Raw genomic sequence first — 25,512 nt, forward strand, 5'->3', positions numbered from 1 at the left:
AGCCTCAGCAGCCCGGCGACAGCAACGCCCGCAGGTATCCCGCCGACTGCCGGATATACATCCAGGTCCAGAAGCGCGGTCCGGTGTCGTTCGGGCTGGCCACCATGGTCAGCTCGCCGTCGAAGCACTTCGACACGATGTAGCGCGCCCGCGACACGTGCGGCGTGTAGGTCACCACGATGATGTGCCGCCAGCCGAATCGCGCTGCCCGCCGCCCGATTTCCTGCGCCTCGCCCTCGGTCGTCCATGGATCGGGGACGAAACAGCTGACGGTGAAGTCGAATCGGCCCGCGCAGTACTTGTCCATCTCGTGGTCGTCGAGCCCGGTGGAGCGCGAAATCAGCAGTGTCGGAGCGTATCCCCGGCGCGCGAGATCTAGTCCGAGGTCGAAGCGTTGGTAGGCGGTGCCGCCGAGCACCACGATCGCGTCCGCCCGGCGCAGCGGATCGGTTTGCGGATAGACGTACACCGGCAGACCCGCGAGCCCGATCAACACGACAAGGGCGAGTAGGGCTCCGAAGAAAATTCCAGCTCGTCGCAGGCCGGGCACCACCCCGACGATACCGAAGTTCCGGCGCGGGCCGATCGACCGCAGCCGGTGTTAACTTTCATTCGGCAATACAGCCGTGCTGAGAAAGGCGGGGATCAGTGATGCGGTGGTTCGGTGTGCTGCTCGCGGTGCTGGCGCTGCTGACCGGGTCCTGTGCGGACGATCCGCCGCAGCGCACCGATCCGGCCTGGTCGCCGTGTGAAGGCGTCGTCGGGGACGGGCGGAGGTGGGAATGCGCGACGATCAGCGCTCCTCGCGACCACCGCGATCCCGACGCGGGCACGATAGAACTCGCGCTGATCCGCACCCGCAGCGCCGATCCCGCGCAGCGGCTCGGGTCACTGGTCTACAACCCGGGTGGGCCCGGCGGGTCCGGCCTGGAAACCGTGGTGGCGGCGGCATCTCGGTTCGCGGCCCTGCTCGACCGCTACGACCTGGTGTCCTGGGATCCCCGCGGTGTCGGCCGCAGCTCACCGGTGCACTGCTCGGATGGCGCGCTGCCCGAACGTGTTCCGCGCACCGACGCCGAATGGGTGGCGGTCGACGCGAGCAGTCGGCGGTTCACCGATTCGTGTGTCGCGACCTCCGCGGAGTTGCTGCCGCACATCGGGCTTTTCGATTCCGCGCGCGATATCGACCTCGTCCGCGCCGCGGTCGGCGACGACAAGCTCAACTACCTCGGCGTCTCCTACGGTGGCCAACTCGGCGCCGCCTACGCGACGCTCTTTCCGCAGCGAGTCGGCCGGATGCTGCTCGACGCGCCGGGCACGCCGTTGCGCACCTTCCGGCAGAGCCTGCTCGATCAGTCCGCGGGCAGTGAGATCGCGTTGCGGCAGTTCCTGGGTTTCTGTGTGGCCCAGGGTGATTGCCCGCTCGGCGGCACCGAGCAGCAGGCATTGGATCGGGTGGACGGGTTTCTCGCCCGCACCGAAGAGTCACCGTTGCCCACCGATCGCGGCACGCCGCTCACCCGGTCGATCGCGACGGCGGGACTCGGCCTCGGGGTGGCGGCGCCGGAAGCCTGGCCGCACCTCATCACCGCGCTCGACCGCGCCTTCTCGGGCGACGGCACCGAGCTCGTCGGCTACGCGGATCTGTTCGCGGGCCGCCGCCCGGACGGTTCGCAGTCGAACTTCGCGTCGATCAACACCGCCGCGAACTGTGCCGACTATCCGGATCACTACACCGTCGCCCAGATCCGCGGGTTCATGCCCGAGTTCGCCGGAGTCTCACCACGTTTCGGCGAGCTCACCGGGTTGCGCCTGGCCGAGTGCACGTACTGGCCGGTCCATGGCGTCGGCCGGGCGCCGATCAGTGGCGCGGGCGCCGCGCCGATCGTGTTGCTGGGCAACACCGGTGATCCGGAGGCGCCGATCGACTGGGTATCGGAACTGGCGCGGGCGTTGGCCTCCGGTGTTCTGGTGACCTATCACGGTGTCGGCCACGGCGCGTACGGCGGCGTGAACGACTGCGTCGACCACGTGGTGAACGCGTACCTGCGCGACGGTGTCGTGCCGGAGCGCGGAGCCGTCTGCCGGTAAGCCCACTCGCCACTCGTTGAACGCGAAACCATCTGGGGGCGAGCCCTTCCCACGCCATCAGCCCGGTTTTCCACCGCCGAAATACTGTGCGGTTCACCTCGATACCGATACGATCAGGCACACCACGATTCGATCGGTACGGGGGGAGGTGTGGCGGACAGGAGATTCGAGCCCAGTGCGCCGACCCGTCTGCGCGTCCGTGCTGCGCTCCGCCTGGCGTCGGTCACGTTCGTCGGCGAGGGAGCGGGCACGCTATGCGCCTCGCGCACCCCTCGAGCGCGAGTCGACGCGGTCCCGGCCCGCCGCCCGGTCTCGGTCCGGGCGGTCGCGAGTCCGCACGGCTCATCTCCTGTCCACCACTGGCAATGGTGTTCTCCTCGACAAGGTAGCGTGCCACCTGCGGTTCAGCGCCCGATAAATAACGAATCAACGTTCGTTATCGGGCGCCGGTGAGTTAGTCTGCGGCGGGGCCGAACAGCTGGTCGATGGTCGGCGGCGGCAGTCCCGAGCGCTTGAAGATCTCGGCCGATTCGCCGAATTCCCGCTCGGCGCGTTCCGGGCTCCCCCGCGCCGCCAGCGCTGCGGCGTGCAACGCCATCGCGCGCGCCCGATCGATCGGATCGGCGGCCTTGGTCAGCAGTTGCAGCGCCTCGGCGGCGTGCGTCTCCGCCTCGGCCACATTGCCCGCCTGTAGCTGAATCTGCGCCAGCCTGGTGCGCGCCCAGCCCTCCCACAGGCGCACACCGTTGCGTTGCGCCAGCCGTACCGCCTCGCTGCCGAGCTCGATCGCGCGCCGGTGTTCGCCGAGCATCGACAGGGTGGCCGCCAGCTCGTGCGTCGCCCAGCCGAGTGCCACGGGATTCGACGACTCGCGGGCGAGTGCGATGGCCCGCTGCCCCATTTCCATCGCCTCGGCGTATTGCCCTGCCGCGCAGAAGGTTCGGGTGACCAGCGCCAGACACCACGCCTCCATGGAGCGGTCACCGAGGGTGCGGGTGAGCTGCGTCGCGTGCTCGAAATGCCGACGCGAGGCGTCCGCGTCGCCCATTCGCCGCGCCGCCACGCCGAGCAGCACCGACGCGAGCACCGACAGCCGCCGGTCGACATCGCTCGCCGGTGGCCCGGATACCGCGTGCAGATGCGGCAGACTCGCCTCGACCTCACCGAGTCCGACCTGCAGCAGCGCGCCGAGCGCCGTCCTGATGCGGCGCTCCGCGGCCAGGTTGTCTTCCGCGATCGCGGTGTCCAGCAACGACTCCAGGGCGCGGGACAGTTCACGTGCGCTCGTGCCCGCGTCCATCAACTCGGCCATCACCCAGGCGAGGTCGGCCGCCACGTCGAGCGCGCGACCGCCGATCCGCGCCGCCTGCTGATGCAACGCGATGACCACCGGGCGCTCGATGTCGTTCCACGCCTGCCCCTCCGCGCCGCCGGCGAACGCGCGGCCGGGGACGGTGGTCGGGACGAGCAGCCGCGTCGTGTTGCTGTAGTCGATCGCGCTGAGCAGGTTCTTCGCACCGGCCAGGTAGAAATCGAGCACGCGGACCAGGACGGCGGATTCGTCCTCGTCGGCGACGTTACGCGCGAAAAGCCGCAGTAGATCGTGGAATCGGTACCGGCCGGGGGTGGTGGTCTCCAGCAGACTCAGGTCGACGAGGGATTCGCACACCCGCTCCGCGTCCGACTCGGCGACGCCGAGGACCGCCGCGACACCGTCGAGTGGGAGATCGGGCACATCCGCGAGCGCCAGCGTGCGAAAGGCCCTGGCCTGCTCGTCGGTCAACTGCCCGTAGCCGAGCCGGAACGCCGCCTCCACCGCCAGCTCGCCCGTCTTCAGCACGTCCAGTCTGCTCTTCTCATCGGCCAGCCGTTCCGCGAACGAGGCGATCGTCCACCGTGGTCGCACTGCCAGCCGCGCACCGACGATGCGAACCGCCAGCGGCAGGTAGCCGCACAGCGCGACCACCTGCCGAGCCGACTCCGCCTCGGCGGCAACGCGTTCCGCACCGAGAATGCGAACGAGCAGGGCCATCGCCTCGTCCGCTTCGAGCACGTCGAGCCGGGTGCGGGTGACCGCGGGCAGTTCGGTCAGCGCGGACCGGCTGGTGATCAGCACCGCCGACCCGGCGAGCAGCGGTTCGACCTGTGCGTAGTCGCGGGCATTGTCGAGCACCATGAGTATTCGCTTGCCGGACAATCGGGTTCGCAGCTCGGCCGCGCGCTCGTCGACCGTGGACGGGATGTCGCCCTCGGCGACACCGAGCGCGCGCAGAAAGCCACCGAGCGCGGCGCCGGGGGAGGTGGGCACCGGGTCGACCCCGTGCAGGTTCGCGTACAACTGACCGTCCGGGAACCGATCCCGCACCCGATGCGCGACGTGCAGGGCGAGGGTCGTCTTGCCGACGCCACCCATGCCGCCGACCGCGGAGATCGCCACCGCACTGCCCGCGCCGGTCAGTTGTGCCGCCAACTCGTCGACCAGTCGCTCGCGGCCGGTGAAATCGGCGATGTCGGGCGGTAACTGGGCGGGCACCGGTTCGGGGCCGTGCTCGCCTTGCGCGGGCGGTTCGATCGTCGAGCCGCGTCCGCGATCAGTGCGGAGCTCGACAAACGAACGGTGCCCGGCGATCTCGGGCATCGCGCCGCGCAGGATCCGTTCGTGCACCACCGTCAGTTCGGGGCCCGGCTCGACGCCGACCCCGTCCACCAATGCCCGGCGGGCCTGCGCGTAGGCATCGAGGGCGTCCGACTGGCGGCCGCAGTGATACAGCGCGGTCATCAGCAGTGCCCGGAACCGTTCGCGCAGTGGATGTTCCTCGATCAGCGCGCCGAGCTCGGCGACCGCCTCGGAGCTGCGGCCGGTCTCGATGTCGAGGGCGAGCCGATCCTCCAGAATGGTCAGCCGCCACTGCTCCAGCCGTGATCGTTGCCGCTCCGCGAACGGGCCGGGCAGCCCGCTCAGCGCGGACCCTTGCCACTTGCCGAGCGCGGCAACCAGGTTCGCCCGCGCGGCAGCGGGATCGTGGTCGCGAACCTGACCTGCCGCGGCGACGAGTCGCTCCACCTCCGCCACATCGGTCGCGCCGGGCGGTATCCGCAGTGCGTAACCGTCCCCGATCGACACCAGCACCGTCGACGGCCCACGCGTCGGCCGATCCGGTTCCAGTGTCCGGCGCAGCTGCGCGACGTGGGTGCGCAGCGCGGCGATCGCGCGCGGCACCGGCCGCTCTCCCCAGATGCCCTCGACCAATTCGGCCGCCGTCACCGCGTTCCCGGCACGTAAGAGCAGGGCCGCCAACACGGCCCGACGCTGCGGAGGTCCCAGTTCGAGCGGCGCCTCCCCGCGCCACCCCCTGACCTCTCCCAACACAACGAAGTGCAACAACCGACCTCCCGAACGCTGGGAGTGTACGTGGCGTCCCGCCATGTTGCCTCGTGCACCGGGGCGACCGAGATCAACCAGATATCTGCCGTGGCGCTCTCGGGCGATGCCGCCACACCATGTCACCTCGATTATGAAAGGTGTGGACCGCGAGGTCACGCCTTGGCGCGGCGTATCGCGGTTGGTGTGGTGCCCCACCAGCGTCGGGCACAGCGGGTGAAGGTGGACTGCTCGGACAGGCCGATGAGGGATGCGACCTGGCTCATGGGCATGTCGGTAGCGGTGAGATACCGGCGGGCTTCGTCGCGACGGACTTCGTCGAGAATTGTGGCGAACGAGGTGCCCTCCGCGGCGAGGCGGCGTTGCAGCGTGCGCGGATGGACAGTCAGCAGCCTTGCGACGGCGCCGATTTCGGGCGGGATGGTGCCGAGGAGCTGTTGGACGGCGGCGCGCACCTTGGGCACCACCGAGGCGTCGGCGCCACCCGCTTGCTCGGCCAGGAATGCCATCGCCAACCGGTGCAGATTTTCGTCACCGCCGCTCAGCGGTCGGGTCGGTAGGTTGCGCGGCACCCGCAAGGCGGCGTACGGCCGGTTTATCCGTACCGGTGCGCCGAAGAATTCCTCGTAGCGGGCGATCGGCGCCGCGGGCCGGTACGGCAGCTCGACCGAGAGCAGGCCATAGCTGTTGTCGACCAGACGCTGGATTGTGCGGTGCACGAACGCGAGTCCGAGATCCGTGCCTTGGATGGGCGTCGGCAATCCTGGGGGCAGGCCGTACCGCAGCGCGATCACGCCGCGGTCGCCGTACGGGTCCGGCTCCGGGGTCAGCGTGAGGGCGCGGGCGTGCAGGAACAGATAGCGCGCCGTGCACTCCAGCACGTGCGTCAGCGACGGCGAGTTCCGGATGGCCAGTGCCAACGGGCCGAGCATGTCGAGGTCTTGGCGGCGGGAGATCCGCAAGCCGAGGTCCGCGCAGTCCAGCTGCTGTGCGGCCAGCTCCAGCACAGCTGCCAGTGCGTGGTCGGGAATCAACAGGTCGTCGGTGTCGAGCGCGGCGATCGGCAGCCCGCACGCGGTGGCGAACTGCTCGGCATCCGCGCCGAGCTCGGCCACTGTCGCGCGGAACCCGCGCAGTCCTGCGGAACGGATCACCGACATGTCGTTCAGAATCAAATAGTTGTCGCGTAAAGTCAAGAATGCGACGCCATTCGGTCCCAGACTGGAACCATGAACGAGACTGTCGTAGCCCCCGAACACCTCGACGTCGTGATCATCGGCGCCGGACTGTCCGGTATCGGCGCCGCCTACCGGTTGCAGACCGAGTGCCGCGGCAAGACCTACGCCATCGTCGAGGCCCGGGCCGCGATGGGTGGCACCTGGGATCTGTTCCGCTATCCCGGTGTCCGCTCCGACTCCGACATGTTCACCCTCGGCTACCCGTTCAAGCCATGGCGCGATGCCGAGTCGATCGCCGACGGGACGTCGATTCGCCGGTATATCAACGAAACCGCCGCCGAGTTCGGCATCGACCGGCACATCCGCTACTCGACCAAGGTGATCGCCGCCGACTGGTCGAGCGAAACCGCCCGCTGGACACTGACTCTCGAAGCGCGTGACGCGGCGGGCAACGTCTCGCGACGCGAGCTGACCTGTGGCTTCCTGTACGCGTGCGCAGGTTACTACGACTATGACCGCGCCTACACGCCCGAATTCCCCGGCATTTCCTCGTTTTCCGGACAAGTGGTGCACCCCCAGTTCTGGCCGGAGGAACTCGACTACACCGGTAAGCGGGTCGTCGTGATCGGCAGCGGCGCCACCGCGGTCACCCTCGTGCCCGCGATGGCTCAGCAGGCCGAACGGGTGACCATGTTGCAGCGCAGCCCGACCTGGATCAGCGCGGTTCCCGGTCGGGACAAGTACGCCGACAAGATCCGTGAGTTGCTGCCGCCGAACCTGGCGCACCGGCTGATTCGCACCAAGAACATCCTGTTCGCCATCGGCTTCTACCAGTACTGCCGCCGCCGCCCGGACTCCGCGCGCAAGCTGCTCACCGGCCTGACCACCCGAATTCTCAAGGACGAGAAGGCCGTAGCCGAACACTTCACCCCCACCTACAATCCGTGGGACCAGCGCCTGTGTGCCGTCCCGAACGCGGACTTCTTCAAGGCGATGAAGAAGGACAAGGCCGAGGTCGTCACCGATCACATCGATACCTTTGTGCCGGAAGGCATCCGGTTGAAGTCCGGCCGTATCCTGCGGGCCGACATCGTCGTCACCGCCACCGGCCTGCAAATGCTTCCCCTCGGCGGCATCGCACCGCGCGTCGACGGCCAACCGGTCGTCCTGTCCGACCAGTTCGTCTGGCAGGGCGCCATGATCACCGGCCTGCCCAACTTTGCCGTCTGCGTCGGCTACACCAACGCCTCCTGGACTCTGCGCGCCGACCTGAGCTCCCGCCTGGTCTGCAAGATCCTCAACCACATGGACCGCCGCGGTTACGCCGCCGTTGTCCCGACGCCGGACGGCAACCTCACCGAGCAACCACTCCTCGACCTCGCCTCCGGCTACATCCAGCGCTCGATCGCCGAGTTCCCCCGCCAGGGCGACCGCCACCCCTGGAAGGTCCGCCAGAACTACCTGCTCGACTCGGCCACCACCCTGCGCACCGACTTCGCCAAAACCCTTACTGCTACCCCCAAATCCGCCCTTCCACAACCCACTCTGACCCCGGCCCACTGATGCCATGAATATTCGGTATCCGTCGTCACGGAGGTAGGGCACGATTCCGGGGGTTGGCCGATGGCTTGTCGCCGATGAATGGTGACCTACTGGATGGGGTGGTCGGGAATGGATTGGGTGAAGCGCTTCTTCGATACCGCGCCGGAGTCGGCACCGACGCCGAACAGCGCGCCTTGTTGCGCCGGGTCAGCGGAGAATGGTTGCGGCCCGGCGGGGCGATGATCGTCGATGTGTTCAGCCCGTGGAAATGGGCCCGCGTCGCAGGCGAACTCGACCAGGAGAAGTATGTCGTCGAACTCGCGAACTCCAACGACTACGACCCGGTGACGAGCCGGTTCAACGACCGGTGGTGGCCGGTCGGCCAGGAGTCCGAAGCTCTCGATCAGTTCGGGCGCTGCTATACCCCCGCCGATCTGCTGCTGCTGGTCGAAGGCACCGGCCTTGCCGTCGAGCGGATGGAACTCGACGGCACGGAACTTCGGACAGACCAACGGTATTCGGCAACGCACCCGCTCTGGGACGCTTGGGAGTATCAAGCGGTGCTGCGTCGAGCCGCCTGATCGCGACCAGCAGCGGTCAGCCGACTCCCACCGAGGTGAGCAGCATGCGGAGGGCGTTGCGCATCTGCACTTTCCACGCCGCCCAGTCGTGGCCGTGGCTCGGTTCGTATCGTTCGTCTACTCGCGCCCCCAGTTGTTGGAGGCGATCGACGAAGCGGTAGTTCTGTTCGTAGACAAGGGATTCGACGGCACCCGCCTTGCCGTAGGAGACGAAGAGCGGGATATTGGTGAGTTCGGCGGCCTGGCTGTAGGGGTTGTTGGCGACCCAGATGTCGCGGTTGGTTTTGTAGTCGCCCCAGACTCGTTTCCAGTCGGCGGCGCAGCCCTGCCCCGGCTTGTCGGGTTCGCCGGGGGCGCCCGAGTCGTGCAGCGGGTCGACATTGCCGCTGAAGGAGGCGGCCGAGTTGAACCAACCCTGATGCGCGGCAGCGAATTTCATGGCGCCGAGACCGCCCATCGAATTGCCCGCGATGGCCCGGGTCGTGTTGGCGCGATAGGTGGTTTCCAAGATGGTGCGGACATCGCCGAGCAGGTACTTCTCCCAGGCGGGCGGACCGCCGCGACCATCGTTGTACCAGTCGGAATACGCACTGCACCAGCTGGTTTCGGGGAGCACGAAGATGGCGTCCTTGCCCGCGGTCATCGCTTCCAGGTCGCCTTTGTCGGTCCAGGATTTGTGATCGTCGAAGCCGCCGTGCAGTACCCAGATGGTGGGCCAGGTGCGTGAGGTTTCCTTGGTCCAGCCCGGCGGGAGCAGCAGGCGGACCACCTTGACGGACCAGTCCGGCCCTTCGAGATTGGGCGAAGAGATGCCGATGTCGAGGATGCGATCGCTGACTCGGGTCTCCCAGCGGACCGTGCCCGCCGCGGCGTGTGCCGGGCCAGCAGCCGCGAAAGGTGTTGAGAAACTGACGATTATGGTGGCGACGGCCACGATGAGCCTGCTGATTCGGGGCAACGGATGATCCTTTCCTCCGGGGTCGGCGTCGAACTGCGCGATCCCGCAGGGCTGAATCTAGAGCACCGAGGCACTCTACGAATAGCGTTGTTCGCAAATTGGGGAATCTCATGATCTGGCACCTGGGCCAACCGGAACGTGTCCTGATTGTTATCTCGAACAACAAATTGGTCGCTCGAACAGGTTGTGCGGTGAGTCACAGTCGAATATGTTGCAGCGAACAACATTCGCTCTACCTCGACCGCCCGGGCAACACCGGGGCGGTGGTTCCACGAAAGGCCCCCTCATGCGTAAGGGCATTCTCGGCGTTGCGGCCGTCTCGGTCGCCGTGCTTGCTTCATTGACTGCTTGTGGTGACGATTCGAAGGATTCGGGGGGTGGTGGGGCCAAAATCGGGGTGATCCTGCCGGACAGCAAGACATCGGCGCGGTGGGAGACGGCGGATCGCAAGTATCTACAGCAGGCGTTCGACTCGGCGGGGGTCAAGGCCGACATCCAGAACGCGCAGGGCGACAAGAACGCCTTCCAGACGATCGCGGATCAGATGATGACCAACGGTGCGTCGGTCCTGCTGATGACGAACCTGGACAGCGGCACCGGCAAGGCGGTCATCCAGAAGGCGAAGGCGCAGGGCGTCACGGTGATCGACTACGACCGGCTCACGCTCGGCGGTGGCGCCCAGTTCTACGTGTCGTTCGACAATGTGAAGGTCGGCAGCCTGCTCGGCGAGGGCGTGGCGAAGTGTCTGACCGACAAGAACGCGGTCAATCCCGTTGTCGCCTATCTGAACGGCGGGCCGACGGATAACAACGCCACCCTGCTCAAGACCGGCTACGACGCGGTGCTGAAGCCGAAGTTCGACGCGGGCCAGTACGTGAAGGGCCCGGATCAGGCGGTGCCGGAATGGGATAACACCCAGGCGGGCACCATCTTCGAGCAGATGCTCACCAGCCAGCCGAACATCGGTGGCGTGGTGGCCGCCAACGACGGCCTGGCCAACGCGGCGATCGCGGTGCTGAAGAAGCAGAAGCTCAACGGTCAGGTTCCGGTGAGCGGCCAGGACGCCACCGTGCAGGGCCTGCAGAACGTCCTCAAGGGCGACCAGTGCATGACCGTCTACAAGGCGATCAAGAAGGAAGCCGAGGCCGCGGCGGAGCTGGCCATCGCGCTGGCCAAGGGCCAGCAGGGTCATGCGAACGGCAAAGTGCGTGACCCCGAGGCCAACGCCGACGTGCCATCGGTGCTGTTGGAGCCGAAGCCGATCTACGCGGCGAACGTGAAAGACGTTGTCGCGGATGGTTATGTGACCAAGGCCGAGCTGTGCACCGGCGAGATCGCGAAACTCTGCACCGACAACGGCATCTGATCGTCTCGAGCCCCTTCCGCCGTTTCGATGAGGGGACAGCGGAAGGGGCCCCTTCTCAGGAGCAGCACTATGAGTGAAGCATCGCGCAGCGATTCGAAGAGGGGTGGTGGCCGGGTGACGGGTGGGCCGGATACGCCGGTAGTCGAACTACGTGGCTTGGAAAAGAGTTTCGGGCCGGTTCACGTCCTGCACGACGTCGCCTTCGCCGCCTACGCGGGTGAGGTGACCGCATTGGTCGGCGACAACGGGGCCGGAAAGTCCACGTTGGTCAAGTGCATCGGCGGCACCCACCCGATCGATGCGGGCGAATTCCTGTTCGAGGGCAACCCCGTTCAGGTGCACAGTCCCCGCGACGCGGCCGCGCTGGGCATCGAGATCGTGTACCAGGACCTCGCGCTCTGCGACAACCTCGACATCGTCCAGAACATGTTCCTCGGCCGGGAGAAGAAGACCGGGATCGTGCTCGACGAGTACGCGATGGAGGAGCTGGCCGGAAAGACGTTGGCGAGCTTGTCCGTTCGGACGGTCAAGAGCGTCCGTCAGCAGGTGTCGAGCCTGTCCGGCGGGCAGCGCCAGACGGTGGCGATCGCGAAAGCCGTGCTGTGGAACAGCAAGGTGGTGATCCTCGACGAACCGACCGCCGCGCTCGGCGTGCAGCAGACCCAGCAGGTGCTCGAGCTGGTGCGCCGCTTGGCCGACCGAGGTCTCGCGGTGGTGCTGATCTCGCACAACATGAACGACGTCTTCGCGGTCTCGGATCGGATCGCCGCGTTGTACCTGGGTCGCATGGCGGCGCAGGTGCGGACCTCCGACGTGACCCACGGACAGGTCGTCGAACTGATTACGGCAGGCCGCAGCGGCGCACTGGGCCTGGACCCGAACGGAGTCAACAGATGAGTGAGCGCAGCGAGCGAACAAAAAGCACAGCCGCCCTGACGGTTATGCCGGAGCCGAGCGCCAGCGAGGCACAGGCATGAGCGCCGTTTTGACCGAAAAGCCCGCAACCGCACCGGTTTCCGATCTGGTTAATACCTACGTCGGGCGGGTACGCAGCGGCGATATGGGCGCGTTGCCTTCGGTGCTCGCCCTGGTCATCCTGTCCTGCGTCTTCTGGGCCGCGCGCCCGGTCTTCATGTCCGAGGCCAACTTCGCGAATCTGTTCACCCAGGGCGCGGCGATCGCGGTGATCGCGATGGGCCTGATCTTCGTGCTGCTGCTCGGCGAGATCGATCTGTCGGCGGGATTCACCAGCGGTGTCTGTGCGGCCGTGCTAGCGGTGCTGCTGACCGACCGTGGCTGGCCCTGGTATGCGGCGGTGCTCGTTTCGCTGCTCACCGGAGTGCTGATCGGGCTGACGATCGGCACCATCGTGGTGAAGATCGGCATTCCGTCGTTTGTGGTGACGCTCGCGGCATTCCTTGCGCTGCAAGGGGTCGCGCTGAAGATCATGGACAACGGCCGCAACATTTCCATCCGCGACGACACCATCCTCGCCATCGCGAACAAAAACGTCCCGCCCTTGCTCGGCTGGGTGATGTACACGGTCCTCGTCGCCGGATTCGCCTTCCTGCAATACCGAAAACTGCGGGCCCGCACCAAACTCGGGCTCACCGGCGAGACCGCACCGGTGATCGTGGCGCGGATCGTGGCCGTTGCGGTGGTACTCGGCATCGCGGTGCTCGTGCTCAACGGCGAACGCAGCCGCAACCCGGAGCTGCACTCGCTCAAGGGCATGCCGATCGTGGTGCCGCTGATCGCGATTCTGTTGCTGCTGTGGACCTTCGTGCTCAACCGGACGTCGTTCGGCAGGCACATCTACGCCGTGGGTGGCAACGCCGAGGCGGCCCGGCGCGCGGGCATCACGGTCGATCGGGTGAAAATCACCGCTTTCGTGCTGTGTTCGACAATGGCCGCGGTCGGCGGCCTGATCGCGGCCTCGCGGGCCAACTCCGTCGACCCGAACACCGGCGGCAGCAGCGTCCTGCTGCTCGCGGTCGGCGCCGCGGTCATCGGCGGCACCAGCCTGTTCGGCGGCCGCGGCCGCATGCTGGACGCGGTCCTCGGCGCAGCCGTGGTCGCGGTGATCGATAACGGAATGGGCCTGATGGGCTACAGCGCGGGCACGAAATTCGTTGTGACAGGATTTGTGCTGCTCTTGGCGGCCGGAGTGGACGCCTTGTCGCGTAAGCGCACGTTACTCCGTAGATAACCCATCCCTCGGCGAAGGACGGTGAATGAGGGCAGCTTCTTCTCCCGAGGATATTCGGAAGAGCAACCTGGCTGTGCTGCTCCGGCACGTCCACCGCGACGGTCCGGTATCGCGAGCCACGCTCGCCGAACGAATGGGCCTGAACCGCAGCACCATTCTGGCCTTGACCGCCGACCTGGCCGCGGCCGGGCTGATCCGCGAGGAACTGCCCGGCCAGACCGGTAGGGCGGGCCGCCCGTCGCTGGTGGTGCGGCCGGAATCGGACCGCATCTACGTCGTCGCACTCGACGTGGGCGCGGATCGACTCGCCGCGGCCCGGGTCGGCTTGGGCGGCTCGGTCCTCGACCAGATCGAAACCGACCGTCCGCAAGGCACTTTCGACCCGGACGACGTGATCAGCACGCTGGCGACCATGGCCCGCGGCATGATCGACAAGGCGGCCCGCGACGGCCTGTGTGTCGGTGTCGGCGTGGCGTTCTGCGGGATGGTCCGGGAGGAAGACGGGGTCGTGCGCTACGGCCCGAACATCGGCTGGGTCGATGTCCCATTCGGCGCGAGCCTGACTCGGGAACTCGACCTCGGCCTGCGGGTCGCGGTCGGCAACAACGCCAACCTCGGCGCGCTCGCCGAACGCGAACGCGGCGTGGGTGCGGGCCTGTCCGACCTGATTTACCTGCACGGCGACGTCGGCATCGGCGGCGGCATCATCATGGGCGGACAACTGCTCGGCGGCGAGGGCGGCTACGCGGGCGAGGTCGGCCACATGATCGTCAACCGGGACGGGCGAGCCTGCGCCTGCGGATCGCGCGGCTGCCTCGAAGCCGAGGCGGGCGAACTCGGCTTGATCGCCGCCGCCGGGCGCACCGACCCGGCGGGCCGAGCCGCCGTCGAGGCGATCGTGGAGGCCGCGGCCCGCGGCGACTCGACCGCCAGGGATGCCCTGCACCAGGTGGGGGATTGGCTCGGCTACGGCGTCGCCAACCTGGTCAATATCTTCAACCCGTCGATGGTCGTCTTCGGTGGAGTGCTGCGGGAGATCTACCTCGCCTCGGCGGCCCAGGTGCGCAGCAGGGTGGCGGTGGACGGCCTGCTCGCGGTCCGCGAACGGGTGAAGCTGCGGACCTCGGCGCTGGGCGGCGACGCGACCCTGATCGGCGCCGCGGAGCTGGCCTTCACCGACGTACTGACCGACCCGGTACAGACCCTGGCCAGGATTTCCGCCGGGAGCCGGTGAAACCGTGGGCTGGGTCCAGCACGGTCATCGGCGAGCTTCCCGCAGGTCACCAAACCCGACTACTATGCGCAGACCACCGTTTGGGTGATCGAGCACACGACGCCCGCGTGGATCGGCCGGTCCGAGGTCGGCGAGTTTCGATCGTGAGCAATAAGGGGTTTCGATGGATAGGCCGGCGTGGGCACCTGAGGGCGTGGATATGCAGCAGGCGAGCCCGGCACGAATGTACGACGCGTTGCTGGGTGGTTCGCACAATTTCGAGATCGACCGCAGGGCCGCCGAGATGGGCAAGACGCTGGTGCCGGACCTGCCACGATTGGCGCTGAGCAACCGGGCCTTCCTGCGTCGCGCGGTGCGCTTCCTGGCCGATTCCGGGATTCGGCAATTCCTCGACATCGGGTCGGGGATCCCGACAGCCGGAAATGTGCACGAAGTCGTGCAAGGTATCGACCCCGATATTCGAGTGCTCTACGCGGACATCGATCCGGTGGCCGTCGCGCATTCGCGGGCGATTCTGCGCGGCAACAGCCGGGCCGGCGCCATCGAGGCCGACCTGCGCAAGCCCGCCGAGTTGCTCGGCAAGGCCGCTGAGACCGGGTTGATCGACTTCGATCAGCCGGTGGGTGTGCTGCTGGTCGCGGTGCTGCACCTGCTCTCGGACAGTGACGAGCCCGTCGCGAAGGTGGCCGAGCTGCGCGCCGCCGTTCAGCCGGGCAGCTACGTCGCCATCTCCCACCTGACCTCCGAAATGCGGCCCGACGACGCGGGCAAGCTCGGCGCCAACGCGAGCACCGAGAATCGAATTGGTATCCATTTCCGCAATCGCGATGGAATCGTCGCTATGTTCGATGGATGGGACCTGATCGAGCCCGGCGTAGTCGAGCTGCCGGTCTGGCGCCCGGAGTCCGAGCGGGATCTGCACGAGGCGCCGGGCCGTTCGCTCGGTCTGGCCGGCGTCGGCCGAAAGGCCTGAAGCGCGAACACGAGCCGGCAGGGAGTCCCTGAGTGGGGTCGCATGAGCTAGCGATTCAGTGGGCCGAGGCGCTCGACGGCGCGGTGGCCCCCACCCTCACGCGGACCCAGATCGAAGCCATGCTCACCGACCTCGGCGAAGCGCTCGAGGCCGTGGTCCTCGGTACCGCCGAACTCACGGTCGCCCGCGATGCCGCCTCGGTGCTGGTCGCGGCGAACTATCGCGACGCGGTGGCGGTCAGCCGTTCGGTGGTGGTGATCTGTCACGACCTGGTGGACGACCTCTGCCCGACCCGGACCGAGCCGGAATATCAGCGGATCCGCGACCGCGCGGTCGTCGTCGCCGCCGAATTCGCGGCCGGCTTCACGGCGGCATTGCGGACGGCGGCGCTGGCCGAACAGGAAGCCACGTTGGTGGCCACCCTGGCGGCCGCGCAGGAGGCCGAGGCCAAACGGCAGCTGTCGGAGGCCAGGTTCGCCGCGGTCTTCGCGGGCGCCTCGGTCGGCATCGGCACCATCGATGTCACCGGCAAGGTGCTCGACGCGAACGTCGCTATGGCCGAAATGCTCGGCCTGCCAGTCGAAGTCATGCCCGGCCGACCGGTGGCCGAACTGCTCGGTCCGGCGAACATCGGGTACGCCTTCGACGAAATGCAACGGCTGCTCAGCGGTGCGACCGACCGCTTCCGGCTGGAGACCGACCATCTGCGCCCGGACGGCGCCATCACCACCATCGACCTCTCGATGTCGGCGGTGCGCGACAGCGCCGGACAGGTGCGGTTCCTGATCGGGGTGGCCGTCGACATCACCGAACGCAAGCAGCTGGCCGACCGGTTGTGGCACGACGCGAACCACGACAGCCTCACCGGCCTGCCCAACCGCACCTTGTTCTTCGACCGGCTGGCGAACGCGAGCCCGCCGATCGGCGTGTGCTACCTCGATCTCGACGGGTTCAAGGAGATCAACGACGTTTGGGGCCATACGGTAGGCGACCGGGTGCTGCGCGTTGTCGGTGAACGATTACAGGCGGCCGTCGAGCCGGTCGACGGATTGGTCGCCCGGCTCGGCGGCGACGAATTCATCGTCCTGATCGAAAAGTGCCCGGGCGCGGACACATTGATCGAAGTCTCCGCCTGGCTGTCGCAGGCACTGACTCAGCCGATGGAGGTGCAGAACCACCTGGTGTCCGTAGCCGCCAGCATCGGTACCGTCTTCCTCCACGACGTCCCCACCGCCCCAGACCAACTCATGCACGCCGCCGATACGGCCATGTACCGCAACAAGGCCGCGCACGGCGCGCGTGAGTCACGGTTCCGGCAGCGGCATTAGCGGATTCGGCGTGTCGGACAAGCTGTTCGGTACGAAGAACGGTGGTGTGCTGTGGCCGGAAATCCGGTAGCGGCCCCAGAAATCGATGTCGCCGATGACGGCGTGGGCGGTGCCGAAGGAGGTTCGGACCTCGACGTTGGCGTGCTCGCCCACTGCTGCCGCGAGCGCTGGGTTCGGCCGGATGCGCCCATACCAGCGGTAGATTCCGTCGATGCCTTGGACGTGTCCGCGCAGCGTGAGCTGGACCAGGATGCCGGTGCCGTCGACGGTGACGATTGCCAGGCCCTGGTAGTCGTAGTCTTCGGCGGGATCCGCCATGGTCGTCCCTACTGGTCGAAGGCGATGTCGACGTGGTCGGTGAGCGGGAGGGATTGGCAGGCGAGGGTCAGGCCGATGGCCAAGTCGGCGTCGACCAGGGTGTCGTTGCGGAGCATGCGGACCTCGCCCGCGCGGACGGTGCAGGCACACGCGCTGCACGCCCCCTCGCGGCAGGAGTAGGGAGCGTCGTAGCCGCTGGCCAGCAGCACATCGAGCAGTGGGGTATGCCGGGGCCAGGACAGTTCCAGCTGTCGGCCGTCGAGTTCTACCGTTGCGGTGGCCGGGGTGTGCGCATCGTCGCGGGCGATCACGATCTCGGCGAAGGGGTCGCCGGTCAATGATCGGTAGATCTCGGTGTGTATATGTCTTTCGGTCATCCCCGCGGTGATCATGGCGGAACGCGCGGTGTTCATGAATGCTGTTGGCCCGCAGAGAAATGCGTCGAAACCGCGGTAGGGCCACAGCCGCTCGGTCAGTGCTTCGGCGGTGGGCAGTCCCATGACCGATTCCAGCCAATGGTCGACGATGAGTCGATCCGGATACTCGGCCATCATGTCCGTGAGTTCGGCGCCGAAGATGACCGAGGACACGTCGCGATTGGCATAGAGCAGGTAACTGGTGCCGGTACCGGCGATCAAGGCCGACTTGATGATCGACATGACCGGCGTGATACCGCTGCCCGCGGCGATCAGCAACAGGTCGGCGTCCAGAGACTTCGGCGTGAACACACCGGAGGGAGACAGTGTGGTCAGCCGAGTGCCGGGAACAGCGTTGTCGCACAGCCAGTTCGACGCGTAGCCGCCTGGGGTACGTTTCACGGTGATGATCAGATCGTCATCGAGATGCGGTGAGCTGGACAGCGAATAACAGCGAGCAACCGAGCCGGTTCGGTCACTCGGAACGCGCAAGGTCAGGAATTGCCCTGGGCGATAGCGTAATCGGGGCACCTGCGGTTCGGGCACCTCGAAGACCAGCGAGACCGCGTCGGCCGTCTCGCGGATCAGCTCGACGACTTCCAATTCGTGCACATGGGTGTTCGCGGTCGTCACCGGCAGCGGCGTGCTGGTGTCCGGCTCGGCCATTGTCACACCGTCCGGGCCAACTCGGCCGACACGTCGTCCGGCAGGGCCCGGGCCAGCCGCAGGATGCGGGTGCTGACGGCGCCACGGACCATGCCCACCTCGTAGGCATAGCGCAGCAGCATTTCCCCGGCGAATTTCGCGTTCTCCCGATAGTTCGGGTTCAGCAGCGCGACCGCGAGTCCGTGCAGCGGGTGGATGCCGACCGAACGATAGACCCGCGGCGTCACGACGGCGGGCTGGATGCCGAACACCATGACGGCGAAGGCGAGTCGATGGGCGGCATTGGCCATCTTTCCGCGTCTGCCGATCTGTCGCACCAGTTCCTCGCGGGCATAGGTGATGTGCCTGGCCTCCTCCAGCACGTGAATCTTGTTGAGCTGCCGCATATGTGGCTGGATCCGTGGGTCGTCCATGTTCTCCCGCTGCAACCGATCCAGCGTCTCCTCGACCAGCAGCAGACCGGCCATGGTCGCCGGGCCCATCGGGACGAGCCCCATCAGCCGCACCGCTTTGAACAGCTGCTTGGGCACGAACGGCTGATACGCGGGCAGGCCCGACTTGTTGATCAGCCTGCTGAACATCGTGGAATGCCTTGTCTCCTCGCCGACCTCCGCCAGCGCGTAGCGACTGTGCTCGTCGCCCGGGTTCTGGTATTCGATCACCTGCCGCAGCAGGAAGGTGGACAGTGCGGCCTCGGCGAGCAAGCCGAAGCTCAGCGCGCTGACCGCCTCGTGCATGCCGAGGGTCCGGCGCTCCTCCTCGGTCAGCCTGTCCCACAGGTAGGTTCCGTACAGCGTCTGCCGGTGGTCGAGCATCCAGCGCTTGTCCGGCTCGAGTGGTGCGTCCCAATTGATGTCCACCTCACCGTCGTAGGCGCGGTCGGCCGCCGAACGCAGCAGGCGCTGCGCGGTTTTCTGCCGGTCGCCGACATTCTTGGCGCGGGTGGTCGACATCCCCGCCGTGCTGACCGCGTGCCGGATGGGTTCGGTCATCGGTGCCTCCTCGGTGCGGAACCGGGCCAGACGCGACCCAGCCGGAGAATGGTGGTGGTCAGCGGGTCGCCGAAGAGTCCGGCCCGGACGCCCTGGCGGACAAAGGATTCGGTGAACGTGCGGGCCGATTCCTGGTAGTTGCGGCCGAGGTATGCGGCGGGCAGCGCGTGGCTGGCAGGCACACCGGCCGCTCGATAGGGGCGTGCCGCGATGACCGCCGGATACAACACCGCGGTGGCCGCCGCGGTCCAGAGCGCGGCGAGTGCGTTGGAAACTCTGCCGTGCTGCTCGATTTCGGCGATCAGCTCGTCCTGGGCGTAGGCCAGGTTGCGCCGGGCGGCGACCCGATGGATCTTCATCAGCTGGCGCAAGTGCGGTTGGATATCGGGGTCGTCGGCGATCGTGGTCGCCAAGTCGTACATGGCCTGCTGAATCAGCAGCGTCACCGCCGATGTCGCGGTGTTCTTCGGCGTCAGCAACACCAGTCGGGACACCACCTGAGCGAGTACCGGTCGCCGGTAGGGGGCCAGCCCGCTCTTGTGCACCATCCTGCCGAACATGGCCATGGTGCGGCTGTCGGCGTGAATGGCCGCCAGCGCGGCGCGGGTCTGATCGTCGGCCGGGCCCGAGGCCTCGATGATGTCGCGGAACAGCAGCATGGACCGGGCCGCATCGGCATAGATGGCCAGGGTGAGCAGGTTGGCCAGCTCGTATTTCGCGAGGGTGGCGCGCTGTTCGGTACCCATCCGATGCCACAGCCAGGTGCCGTGGATGGTGCTGAGCTGGTCGGGCAGCCAGCGCTTGCCGGGATCGAGCGGCGCCACCCAGTCGATGTCGAGGTCGCCGTCGTAGGTCTCCGCCGCGGCATCGAGCAGTAACCGCCGAGCACTGAGCCCGCGATCGGTGACGGCGCGGCGGCGCCGTACCGGGGCACCCGAAGTGGTAGTGGGCGACGGGAATTCGATCGGCTCGGGGCTCGGCGTTCCCATCGTGATCGGCTCTCTTCCGGGTCGCGCGCGTGCGTCGCCTGCGTCGACCCGCAACGGCGCACGATCGTGAAATGTTTATCCGGTACCGCTGGTACCGACACCTTGAGTCTGAAACTCGGGGCCGGTATTGTCAAGATTGTCTGAGACACTTAGGGCGACGAAGGTGGACGCGATGGCACGGCGCAGCACAGACGAGGGCAGCCCACACGCCGGGGCCGACTACCACGGCACCGCAATCCTCGTCGTTCGCGGCGTGGAAGTGCCGGTGCGCGTGGAGATGCGGGGATATCCGGAACCGACGGACGGCGTCTACCGGTGGGTCGGCCGGATCGACGCCGACGACGCGCTCATCGTCGTGCTCGGCGACGAACAACGGACACCTTGCGTGGTGCGGACCGGCGACACCGCCCGCCCCGCCGTGGTCGGCGACCGCGATCTGTGGAACCGGTACCGCGTCATGGGCAAGAGCACGCCGCCGTATCCGCTGCTCTGACCCCGATCGGTGGCGTTTGTCGGTGCCTACTGGCACGGTGTCCGGATGACTGAAAATGTATGGCCGGTAGTCGAACTCAGGCAGTACACGCTGCACCCCGGCACCAGGGACGTGCTGATCGAACTGTTCGATCGGGAGCTCGTCGAGACACAGGAAGCCGTCGGCATGCGCATCGTCGCGCAGTTCCGGGACGAGGACGACCCGGACAGATTCGTCTGGGTTCGCGCCTTCCGCGACATCGAATCACGCGGCGCCGCGTTGACCGCCTTCTACGTGGACGGGGAGGCGTGGCGGACGCACGCCCCAGCGGCACGGGCGACGATGGTCGACACCACCAATGCGCTTCTGCTACAGCCCGCCTCGGCGACATCGGGATTCGCGCTCTCGGGTGAGCGTCCCGGTGTGCACGCCACCGAGCTACCGGACTCTCGGGTGCTGGCAACGATCTACTACCTCGATACGCCTGCCGACGAGTTCGCGGAATTCTTCGACAGCCGGGTTCGGCCGCTGCTGGCGGCGACCGGTGCGCCGCCGATCGCCTGCTACCTGACCGATCCCGCGCCGAATACCTTTGCCGCGCTTCCGGTCCGATCGGAGACGGTTTTCGTGTGGTTCGCGCTGTTCGACAACGCCGATCAGCGTGCCGAGCATCTCGACCGGCTGGCCGCCGCATCAACGTGGACCGCCGAGGTCGAGCCAGAACTGGCGAAACGGTTGTCCGGCCCGGTCGAGCGATTGCGGCTCGCGCCGACCGCGCGATCTCTGCTGCGCTGACCGAGCGGCCCTGTCGACACGCCCAGCCGGATTGTGCAAAAGCGAAGGAACTGCCCGACCCGCCACGACATGGGTTTCGGTTCTGTTAGAACCGAAATGACTGAGACAGTTGCTGGCCGAGAGTGGTTGTTCAGATGAAGATCTCGTCGATTTCGATAATCGGTGTCGTAGTTCTCGCCGCGGTGAGCGGGGCCCCGGTCCACGTGGCCGCCGACACGGGCTCGGCCGGGCCGCCACCGGAAGTCTTCACCGTGACGACGACCGCCGACGGTGCGGCAGCGAACCCGTTCGAGGGCCGATGCCGCACCACGACCGGCGAGTGCACGCTGCGCGCGGCGGTGCAGGCCGCGAATGTCCGGCCGGGCAGCACCATTCGGGTGCCCGAGGGACGGTACGTGCTGACCATCCCGCCGAATTTCTGGAACACCAACGGCCCCTTCATCGATCCGGCCACCGGTGACCTCGACGTCACCGCCGACACCACCATCGAAGGCGCGGGCCAGGACCGCACTGTCATCGACGCCGGGCACCGCGACCGGGTGGTACTGACCACGGCCAACGTCTCGATCTCCGGCTTGACCATCACCGGCGGCCGCGCGGCCGAACACGAGATCCCGCTGTTCGAGACCGGCGGCGGTGGCATCGCCAACTCGGGCAAGCTGGTGCTCGACCACGTGACGGTCACCGGCAATGCCGCCGACTACGGCGGCGGCATCTTCAACATTCCGGTCGCGGACATGAAGGTGACCGACAGCATCATCACCGCCAACGCGGCGGGCGAAGCCGGAGGAGTGCGCTGCGACAACACCTGCACGTTCACCAGGACGGCCATCACCGACAACCACGTCGTCAATCCGCGCACCAAGTGGTACCGGATCGGCGGATTCGCGGGCCGCGGTGGCGGACTCGATATCCGCGGGATCGGCGAGGTGGTGCTCATCGACACCGTCGTCATGGGCAACAGCGCCGATGAGGGCGGCGGCGGCATCAATATCGCGCCCGCCTATCTCGACACACTGCCGTATCAATTCACCGATGTCGTCAATCCCGGTATGGGCCACCTGATCCTGCGCGGTTCGACCATCGCGCAGAACACCGCGGGCCTGGGCGAACAGAACTGCAAGAAGGTGTTCGCCGTGATCCTGTCCACCGGCGGCAATCTCAGCAACGACCACTCCTGCGACCTGACCGCGGCAGGTGACGAGGTCCGTCCCGACGCGGGCACCCGCTGAAATACCCACAACCAGAAGGAAATCCGCGATGGGTTCGTTCAATGTAGGCGACTGGATGACGATGCTCGGCCAGGCCTTCGCCTGGGTGATGTCGATGCTGGTGTCCGGCGCTACCGCCGGGTCGTCCTGATCAACTGGCACGACGCCCGGCCGGATAAGTCCGGAGACCGCGGACGAGCGGGGCGGCAGTTCCGGCGAAGCCCCGAGCTCGACCCACGGCTGACCACGCCACGTCGGAGCGGTTATGAAATGGCGGCGCGCAGCTTGGCGGAGATGCCGTCGATGCGCCGTTGCTGTTGCGCGATATTCGACTCCGGGTGATGGATCTCGATGCTCAACCGGCCGCCGAAGGTGCTGACCACGCAGGCACCGCCACCGGGCGCCTCCGCCCGGCGCATAGTGGTCCGGTCCGGCCGCGCGGTCAAGGTGGAGCGGAAATCGTTGATACGCAACGCTTCAGGTGCCCGGAGGTCCGGCACCCGCCCCCAGTTCGTGACGATGACCATACCGGGCTCGAGTCGAAACTCGCCCGCCGCCATATCGGGAATGTGCAGCGGAGTCTGCTGCACGATTCCGGCGGCCAAGCTCGTCCGCAGCGACTCACAGATACCGCGGGCGAGGTCGAGCAGTCCGGTGGTCTCCTGCGGGACGTAGTTGGCGAAGCCGAGGACGTTGGTGCCGTCGGTCAGGCCGACCGTCGGCGTGATCCGGCTGCGGAGATCGACCGGGTACGTGTACAGGATGTCGGTCAGCGGGAGTTCCAGCACCTCCGCTTCGCTGAGCAGGACCGCCGCCGACACCAGGCCATTGATCGTCACCCCCTCCCGATGTCCGAGCTCGACCAGCGCCGTGGTCTCCGCCGCCGACAAGTGGCACCGTGCGGTGCGCGGCGAAATGAATTCGAGATCGTCAGGACCGGATTCGGGCACCGATGATTCGGGCGTAGCCGATTCGGGCACAGTCGATTCGTCAGCGGCGGAACCCGGGGGCTCGGCCACATTCGGATCGACCATCTTCTCGATCCCCCGCTCCGCGAGCAGGTCTTCGACGGACCGCGGATACGGCCGAACCGCCCGCTCCAGCGGTCGGCCCGCGACGGCGTCGGTGTAGCAGGACCACAGCTCGGCAAGTACGGCCAGCGAGTGATAGGCGTCCGCCACGCTGTGATGCGTCACCAACGTGACGCTCGCCGTGTCCCCGTCGCGGACCACACACACCGCGCTGAGCGCGACACTCTGATCGAATTTCGGATCGACCAGCAGCCGCTCCGGGTCACCGTCGACCACCGAGATCTCGGGTGTCGCACGCGCCGACGAGACCAGGACGTAGCCGCCGTCCTCGGTCGGCTCCAGCCGCGCGCCCAGCACCGGATACGCGCGCACCACGGCCTCGTATGCCGCGGACAAGGCCGCCAGGTCCAAGCGACCCGACACCAGCACCCCGTACCCCACATAGGCTTCCGTACCCGCGAACATCTGCTCGCTCGGTGCCAACGGGCGGATGACAGTAGACGTAGTCATAGAGCTCCCCTTCTCCTGTGCCGAGTTTCGTGCCAACGGGGTGATCCAAGCCGCGGCACGCACGCCGGAGCAAACGGATTTTCCGGCCGCCGACCACCATCCACGAGCCGGGTTTCACCGGCGTCTCACTGCGGTTTCGCGGTCAGGGGGCGAGGATCGCGGGCAGCGCGACCAGGCCGTGGGAGCGCCACGAGGCGCGGTAGGTCAGCTCGGCTGCCGGGATCGCCAGCCGGGCGCGAGGGTGGCGCGTGAACAATTCCGGGACGACGGCGTCGACGATCAGCGAGGCCGCCTGGGCGCCGAGGCAGTAGTGCGGGCCGCGGCCGAACATCAGGCTCCGCCTGCCGTTGCGGGCGGGGTCGGAGTCGGCGCCGATCAGCGACAGCAGGACGGTGTCGCCCTTCGGGATGGTCGTGTCGCCGACGGTGAGGTCGGCGATCGGAAACCGGCGGATGGCGAACGCCGACGGATTGGCCTGCTCCATGAGCTCACCACGGCGGGACGGCCATGCGGCGACGGCTGCCGGAGCGTCGCCGGAATCGAGCAGGGTGGCAATGATGTTGCCGCACATGTGCACCGCGTTCTCCAGGCCGGCCAGCATCATCAGGAAAGCCAGCGACACCAGTTCGTCCTCGGTGAGCACCGCCTTGTCGTCGCGGGCCCGTACCCAGCCGCTGAGCAAATCGTCGCCGGGGTCGGCCCGTTTCGCGGCGACCAAGTCGGCGAAGGTGGTGGTCAGCCAGCCGATGGCTGCCTTCAGCCGCTGCCTGGATTCCGCCGACGAGGTGTCGACGGTGAACATCGCCGCCGCGGCGTCGCGCAGGTGCGGGGAGAGGTCGGCGGGTACCCCGAGTAACTCGCCGAGGACGAGGGCGGGCACCGGGACACACAGCTCGTCGAGCAGATCGATTGTCTCACTGCCGTTTTCGGGAAGCGAGTCGAACACCTCACCGCTGATCCGCCCGATCGCGGCACGCAGATCATCGACCGATCGCCGGGAAAACGCCGGTGCGGCAAGCTTTCTGATCCGGTGGTGCTGGTCGCCGTCCATGTTCAGCAGGTTCCGATCCAGCGCGGGCGGCAGCGCGAAGCCGGTGTATCCGTCGCACGCGTGCCGCTTGTCCAGGCTGAGCCGGGGATCGGCGAGCAACGCGGATACCTCGTCGTATCCGGCGATCACCCAAACCGGGTGGCCATCAGGCGTTTCCATACGGCGTACCGTTCCCCGCCAGCTCGCGTGCTCGGCCCATCGTGTGCTCGCAGACGTTCC

The 25,512-nt window shown here is 67.3% G+C and carries 22 protein-coding genes; 12 read left to right on the forward strand and 10 right to left on the reverse strand.

Features of this window, described 5'->3' with window-relative positions; translation table 11 throughout:
• Positions 1–4: 4 nt before the first annotated feature.
• Positions 5–550, reverse strand: coding sequence for a YdcF family protein (locus tag ACFK0J_RS07815; RefSeq protein ID WP_378737899.1), 546 nt, complete (start codon positions 548–550; stop codon positions 5–7).
• A 101-nt stretch (positions 551–651) separates the two neighbouring features.
• Here ACFK0J_RS07815 and ACFK0J_RS07820 point away from each other — a divergent pair, with 101 nt between their 5' ends.
• Positions 652–2,091: an alpha/beta hydrolase gene (locus tag ACFK0J_RS07820; RefSeq protein ID WP_378737901.1), complete on the forward strand. Its 1,440-nt coding sequence runs from the start codon at positions 652–654 to the stop codon at positions 2,089–2,091.
• Between the two features lie 454 nt (positions 2,092–2,545).
• Here ACFK0J_RS07820 and ACFK0J_RS07825 read toward each other — a convergent pair whose 3' ends face one another.
• The gene (locus tag ACFK0J_RS07825; protein WP_378737903.1) at positions 2,546–5,518 is read right to left on the reverse strand and encodes a BTAD domain-containing putative transcriptional regulator; all 2,973 of its coding nucleotides are present in this window, start codon (positions 5,516–5,518) and stop codon (positions 2,546–2,548) included.
• Between the two features lie 110 nt (positions 5,519–5,628).
• A complete protein-coding gene (locus tag ACFK0J_RS07830) occupies positions 5,629–6,633 on the reverse strand; it encodes an AraC family transcriptional regulator (RefSeq protein WP_378737905.1) in 1,005 nt (334 codons plus the stop codon).
• A gap of 69 nt (positions 6,634–6,702) precedes the next feature.
• Between ACFK0J_RS07830 and ACFK0J_RS07835 the strand changes: the two genes are divergently transcribed.
• Entirely contained in the window at positions 6,703–8,214 is a 1,512-nt protein-coding gene (locus tag ACFK0J_RS07835) for a flavin-containing monooxygenase (protein WP_378737907.1), read from the forward strand.
• A 74-nt stretch (positions 8,215–8,288) separates the two neighbouring features.
• Positions 8,289–8,774: a hypothetical protein gene (locus ACFK0J_RS07840; RefSeq protein ID WP_378737909.1), complete on the forward strand. Its 486-nt coding sequence runs from the start codon at positions 8,289–8,291 to the stop codon at positions 8,772–8,774.
• A 16-nt stretch (positions 8,775–8,790) separates the two neighbouring features.
• On the opposite strand, the gene ACFK0J_RS07845 is transcribed toward ACFK0J_RS07840, so the two are convergent.
• Complete coding sequence (locus ACFK0J_RS07845) at positions 8,791–9,732, reverse strand: alpha/beta hydrolase (protein WP_378737911.1); 942 nt, start codon at positions 9,730–9,732, stop codon at positions 8,791–8,793.
• A gap of 286 nt (positions 9,733–10,018) precedes the next feature.
• Between ACFK0J_RS07845 and ACFK0J_RS07850 the strand changes: the two genes are divergently transcribed.
• The 6 genes from ACFK0J_RS07850 to ACFK0J_RS07875 all read left to right on the forward strand — a co-directional run bounded on the left by ACFK0J_RS07850 (position 10,019) and on the right by ACFK0J_RS07875 (position 16,842).
• Positions 10,019–11,098, forward strand: coding sequence for a sugar ABC transporter substrate-binding protein (locus ACFK0J_RS07850; RefSeq protein WP_378737913.1), 1,080 nt, complete (start codon positions 10,019–10,021; stop codon positions 11,096–11,098).
• 69 nt (positions 11,099–11,167) lie between these two features.
• Positions 11,168–11,995: an ATP-binding cassette domain-containing protein gene (locus ACFK0J_RS07855; RefSeq protein ID WP_378737915.1), complete on the forward strand. Its 828-nt coding sequence runs from the start codon at positions 11,168–11,170 to the stop codon at positions 11,993–11,995.
• Positions 11,996–12,071: 76 nt separating this feature from the next.
• Entirely contained in the window at positions 12,072–13,307 is a 1,236-nt protein-coding gene (locus tag ACFK0J_RS07860; RefSeq protein WP_378737917.1) for a sugar ABC transporter permease, read from the forward strand.
• Positions 13,308–13,332: 25 nt separating this feature from the next.
• Positions 13,333–14,541 (forward strand): ROK family protein, encoded by a 1,209-nt coding sequence (locus tag ACFK0J_RS07865; protein WP_378737918.1) that lies wholly within the window; start codon positions 13,333–13,335, stop codon positions 14,539–14,541.
• 163 nt (positions 14,542–14,704) lie between these two features.
• The gene (locus tag ACFK0J_RS07870; RefSeq protein WP_378737920.1) at positions 14,705–15,514 is read left to right on the forward strand and encodes an SAM-dependent methyltransferase; all 810 of its coding nucleotides are present in this window, start codon (positions 14,705–14,707) and stop codon (positions 15,512–15,514) included.
• Between the two features lie 32 nt (positions 15,515–15,546).
• Positions 15,547–16,842, forward strand: coding sequence for a diguanylate cyclase domain-containing protein (locus tag ACFK0J_RS07875; protein WP_378737922.1), 1,296 nt, complete (start codon positions 15,547–15,549; stop codon positions 16,840–16,842).
• Here ACFK0J_RS07875 and ACFK0J_RS07880 read toward each other — a convergent pair.
• The 4 genes from ACFK0J_RS07880 to ACFK0J_RS07895 are packed head-to-tail and all read right to left on the reverse strand — an operon-like array spanning position 16,819 to position 20,223.
• The gene (locus tag ACFK0J_RS07880) at positions 16,819–17,160 is read right to left on the reverse strand and encodes a DUF4873 domain-containing protein (RefSeq protein WP_378737924.1); all 342 of its coding nucleotides are present in this window, start codon (positions 17,158–17,160) and stop codon (positions 16,819–16,821) included. The genes ACFK0J_RS07875 and ACFK0J_RS07880 overlap by 24 nt on opposite strands.
• 8 nt (positions 17,161–17,168) lie before the next feature.
• Positions 17,169–18,242 carry a 2Fe-2S iron-sulfur cluster-binding protein gene (locus ACFK0J_RS07885; protein ID WP_378737926.1) on the reverse strand — a complete coding sequence of 358 codons (1,074 nt, stop codon included), beginning with the start codon at positions 18,240–18,242 and terminating at the stop codon, positions 17,169–17,171.
• A 2-nt stretch (positions 18,243–18,244) separates the two neighbouring features.
• Complete coding sequence (locus tag ACFK0J_RS07890; RefSeq protein WP_378737928.1) at positions 18,245–19,234, reverse strand: diiron oxygenase; 990 nt, start codon at positions 19,232–19,234, stop codon at positions 18,245–18,247.
• Positions 19,231–20,223 (reverse strand): diiron oxygenase, encoded by a 993-nt coding sequence (locus ACFK0J_RS07895; RefSeq protein ID WP_378737930.1) that lies wholly within the window; start codon positions 20,221–20,223, stop codon positions 19,231–19,233. Before ACFK0J_RS07895 ends, ACFK0J_RS07890 begins: the two co-directional genes overlap by 4 nt.
• Positions 20,224–20,395: 172 nt before the next feature.
• On the opposite strand from ACFK0J_RS07895, the gene ACFK0J_RS07900 reads away from it, so the two are divergent.
• The 3 genes from ACFK0J_RS07900 to ACFK0J_RS07910 all read left to right on the forward strand — a co-directional run bounded on the left by ACFK0J_RS07900 (position 20,396) and on the right by ACFK0J_RS07910 (position 22,722).
• On the forward strand, positions 20,396–20,716 hold the full coding sequence (locus ACFK0J_RS07900; RefSeq protein ID WP_378737932.1) for a DUF4873 domain-containing protein: 321 nt from the start codon (positions 20,396–20,398) through the stop codon (positions 20,714–20,716).
• A 45-nt stretch (positions 20,717–20,761) separates the two neighbouring features.
• Positions 20,762–21,490: an NIPSNAP family protein gene (locus ACFK0J_RS07905; RefSeq protein WP_378737934.1), complete on the forward strand. Its 729-nt coding sequence runs from the start codon at positions 20,762–20,764 to the stop codon at positions 21,488–21,490.
• Between the two features lie 134 nt (positions 21,491–21,624).
• Positions 21,625–22,722: a CSLREA domain-containing protein gene (locus ACFK0J_RS07910; protein ID WP_378737935.1), complete on the forward strand. Its 1,098-nt coding sequence runs from the start codon at positions 21,625–21,627 to the stop codon at positions 22,720–22,722.
• A gap of 242 nt (positions 22,723–22,964) precedes the next feature.
• Here ACFK0J_RS07910 and ACFK0J_RS07915 read toward each other — a convergent pair whose 3' ends face one another.
• Positions 22,965–24,242, reverse strand: coding sequence for a hypothetical protein (locus tag ACFK0J_RS07915; RefSeq protein WP_378737937.1), 1,278 nt, complete (start codon positions 24,240–24,242; stop codon positions 22,965–22,967).
• Between the two features lie 142 nt (positions 24,243–24,384).
• Positions 24,385–25,452 (reverse strand): cytochrome P450, encoded by a 1,068-nt coding sequence (locus ACFK0J_RS07920; RefSeq protein WP_378737938.1) that lies wholly within the window; start codon positions 25,450–25,452, stop codon positions 24,385–24,387.
• Between the last annotated feature and the right edge of the window lie 60 nt (positions 25,453–25,512).

The organism is Nocardia brasiliensis (assembly GCF_042691675.1).
Taxonomy (GTDB): Bacteria; Actinomycetota; Actinomycetes; order Mycobacteriales; family Mycobacteriaceae; genus Nocardia; species Nocardia brasiliensis_D.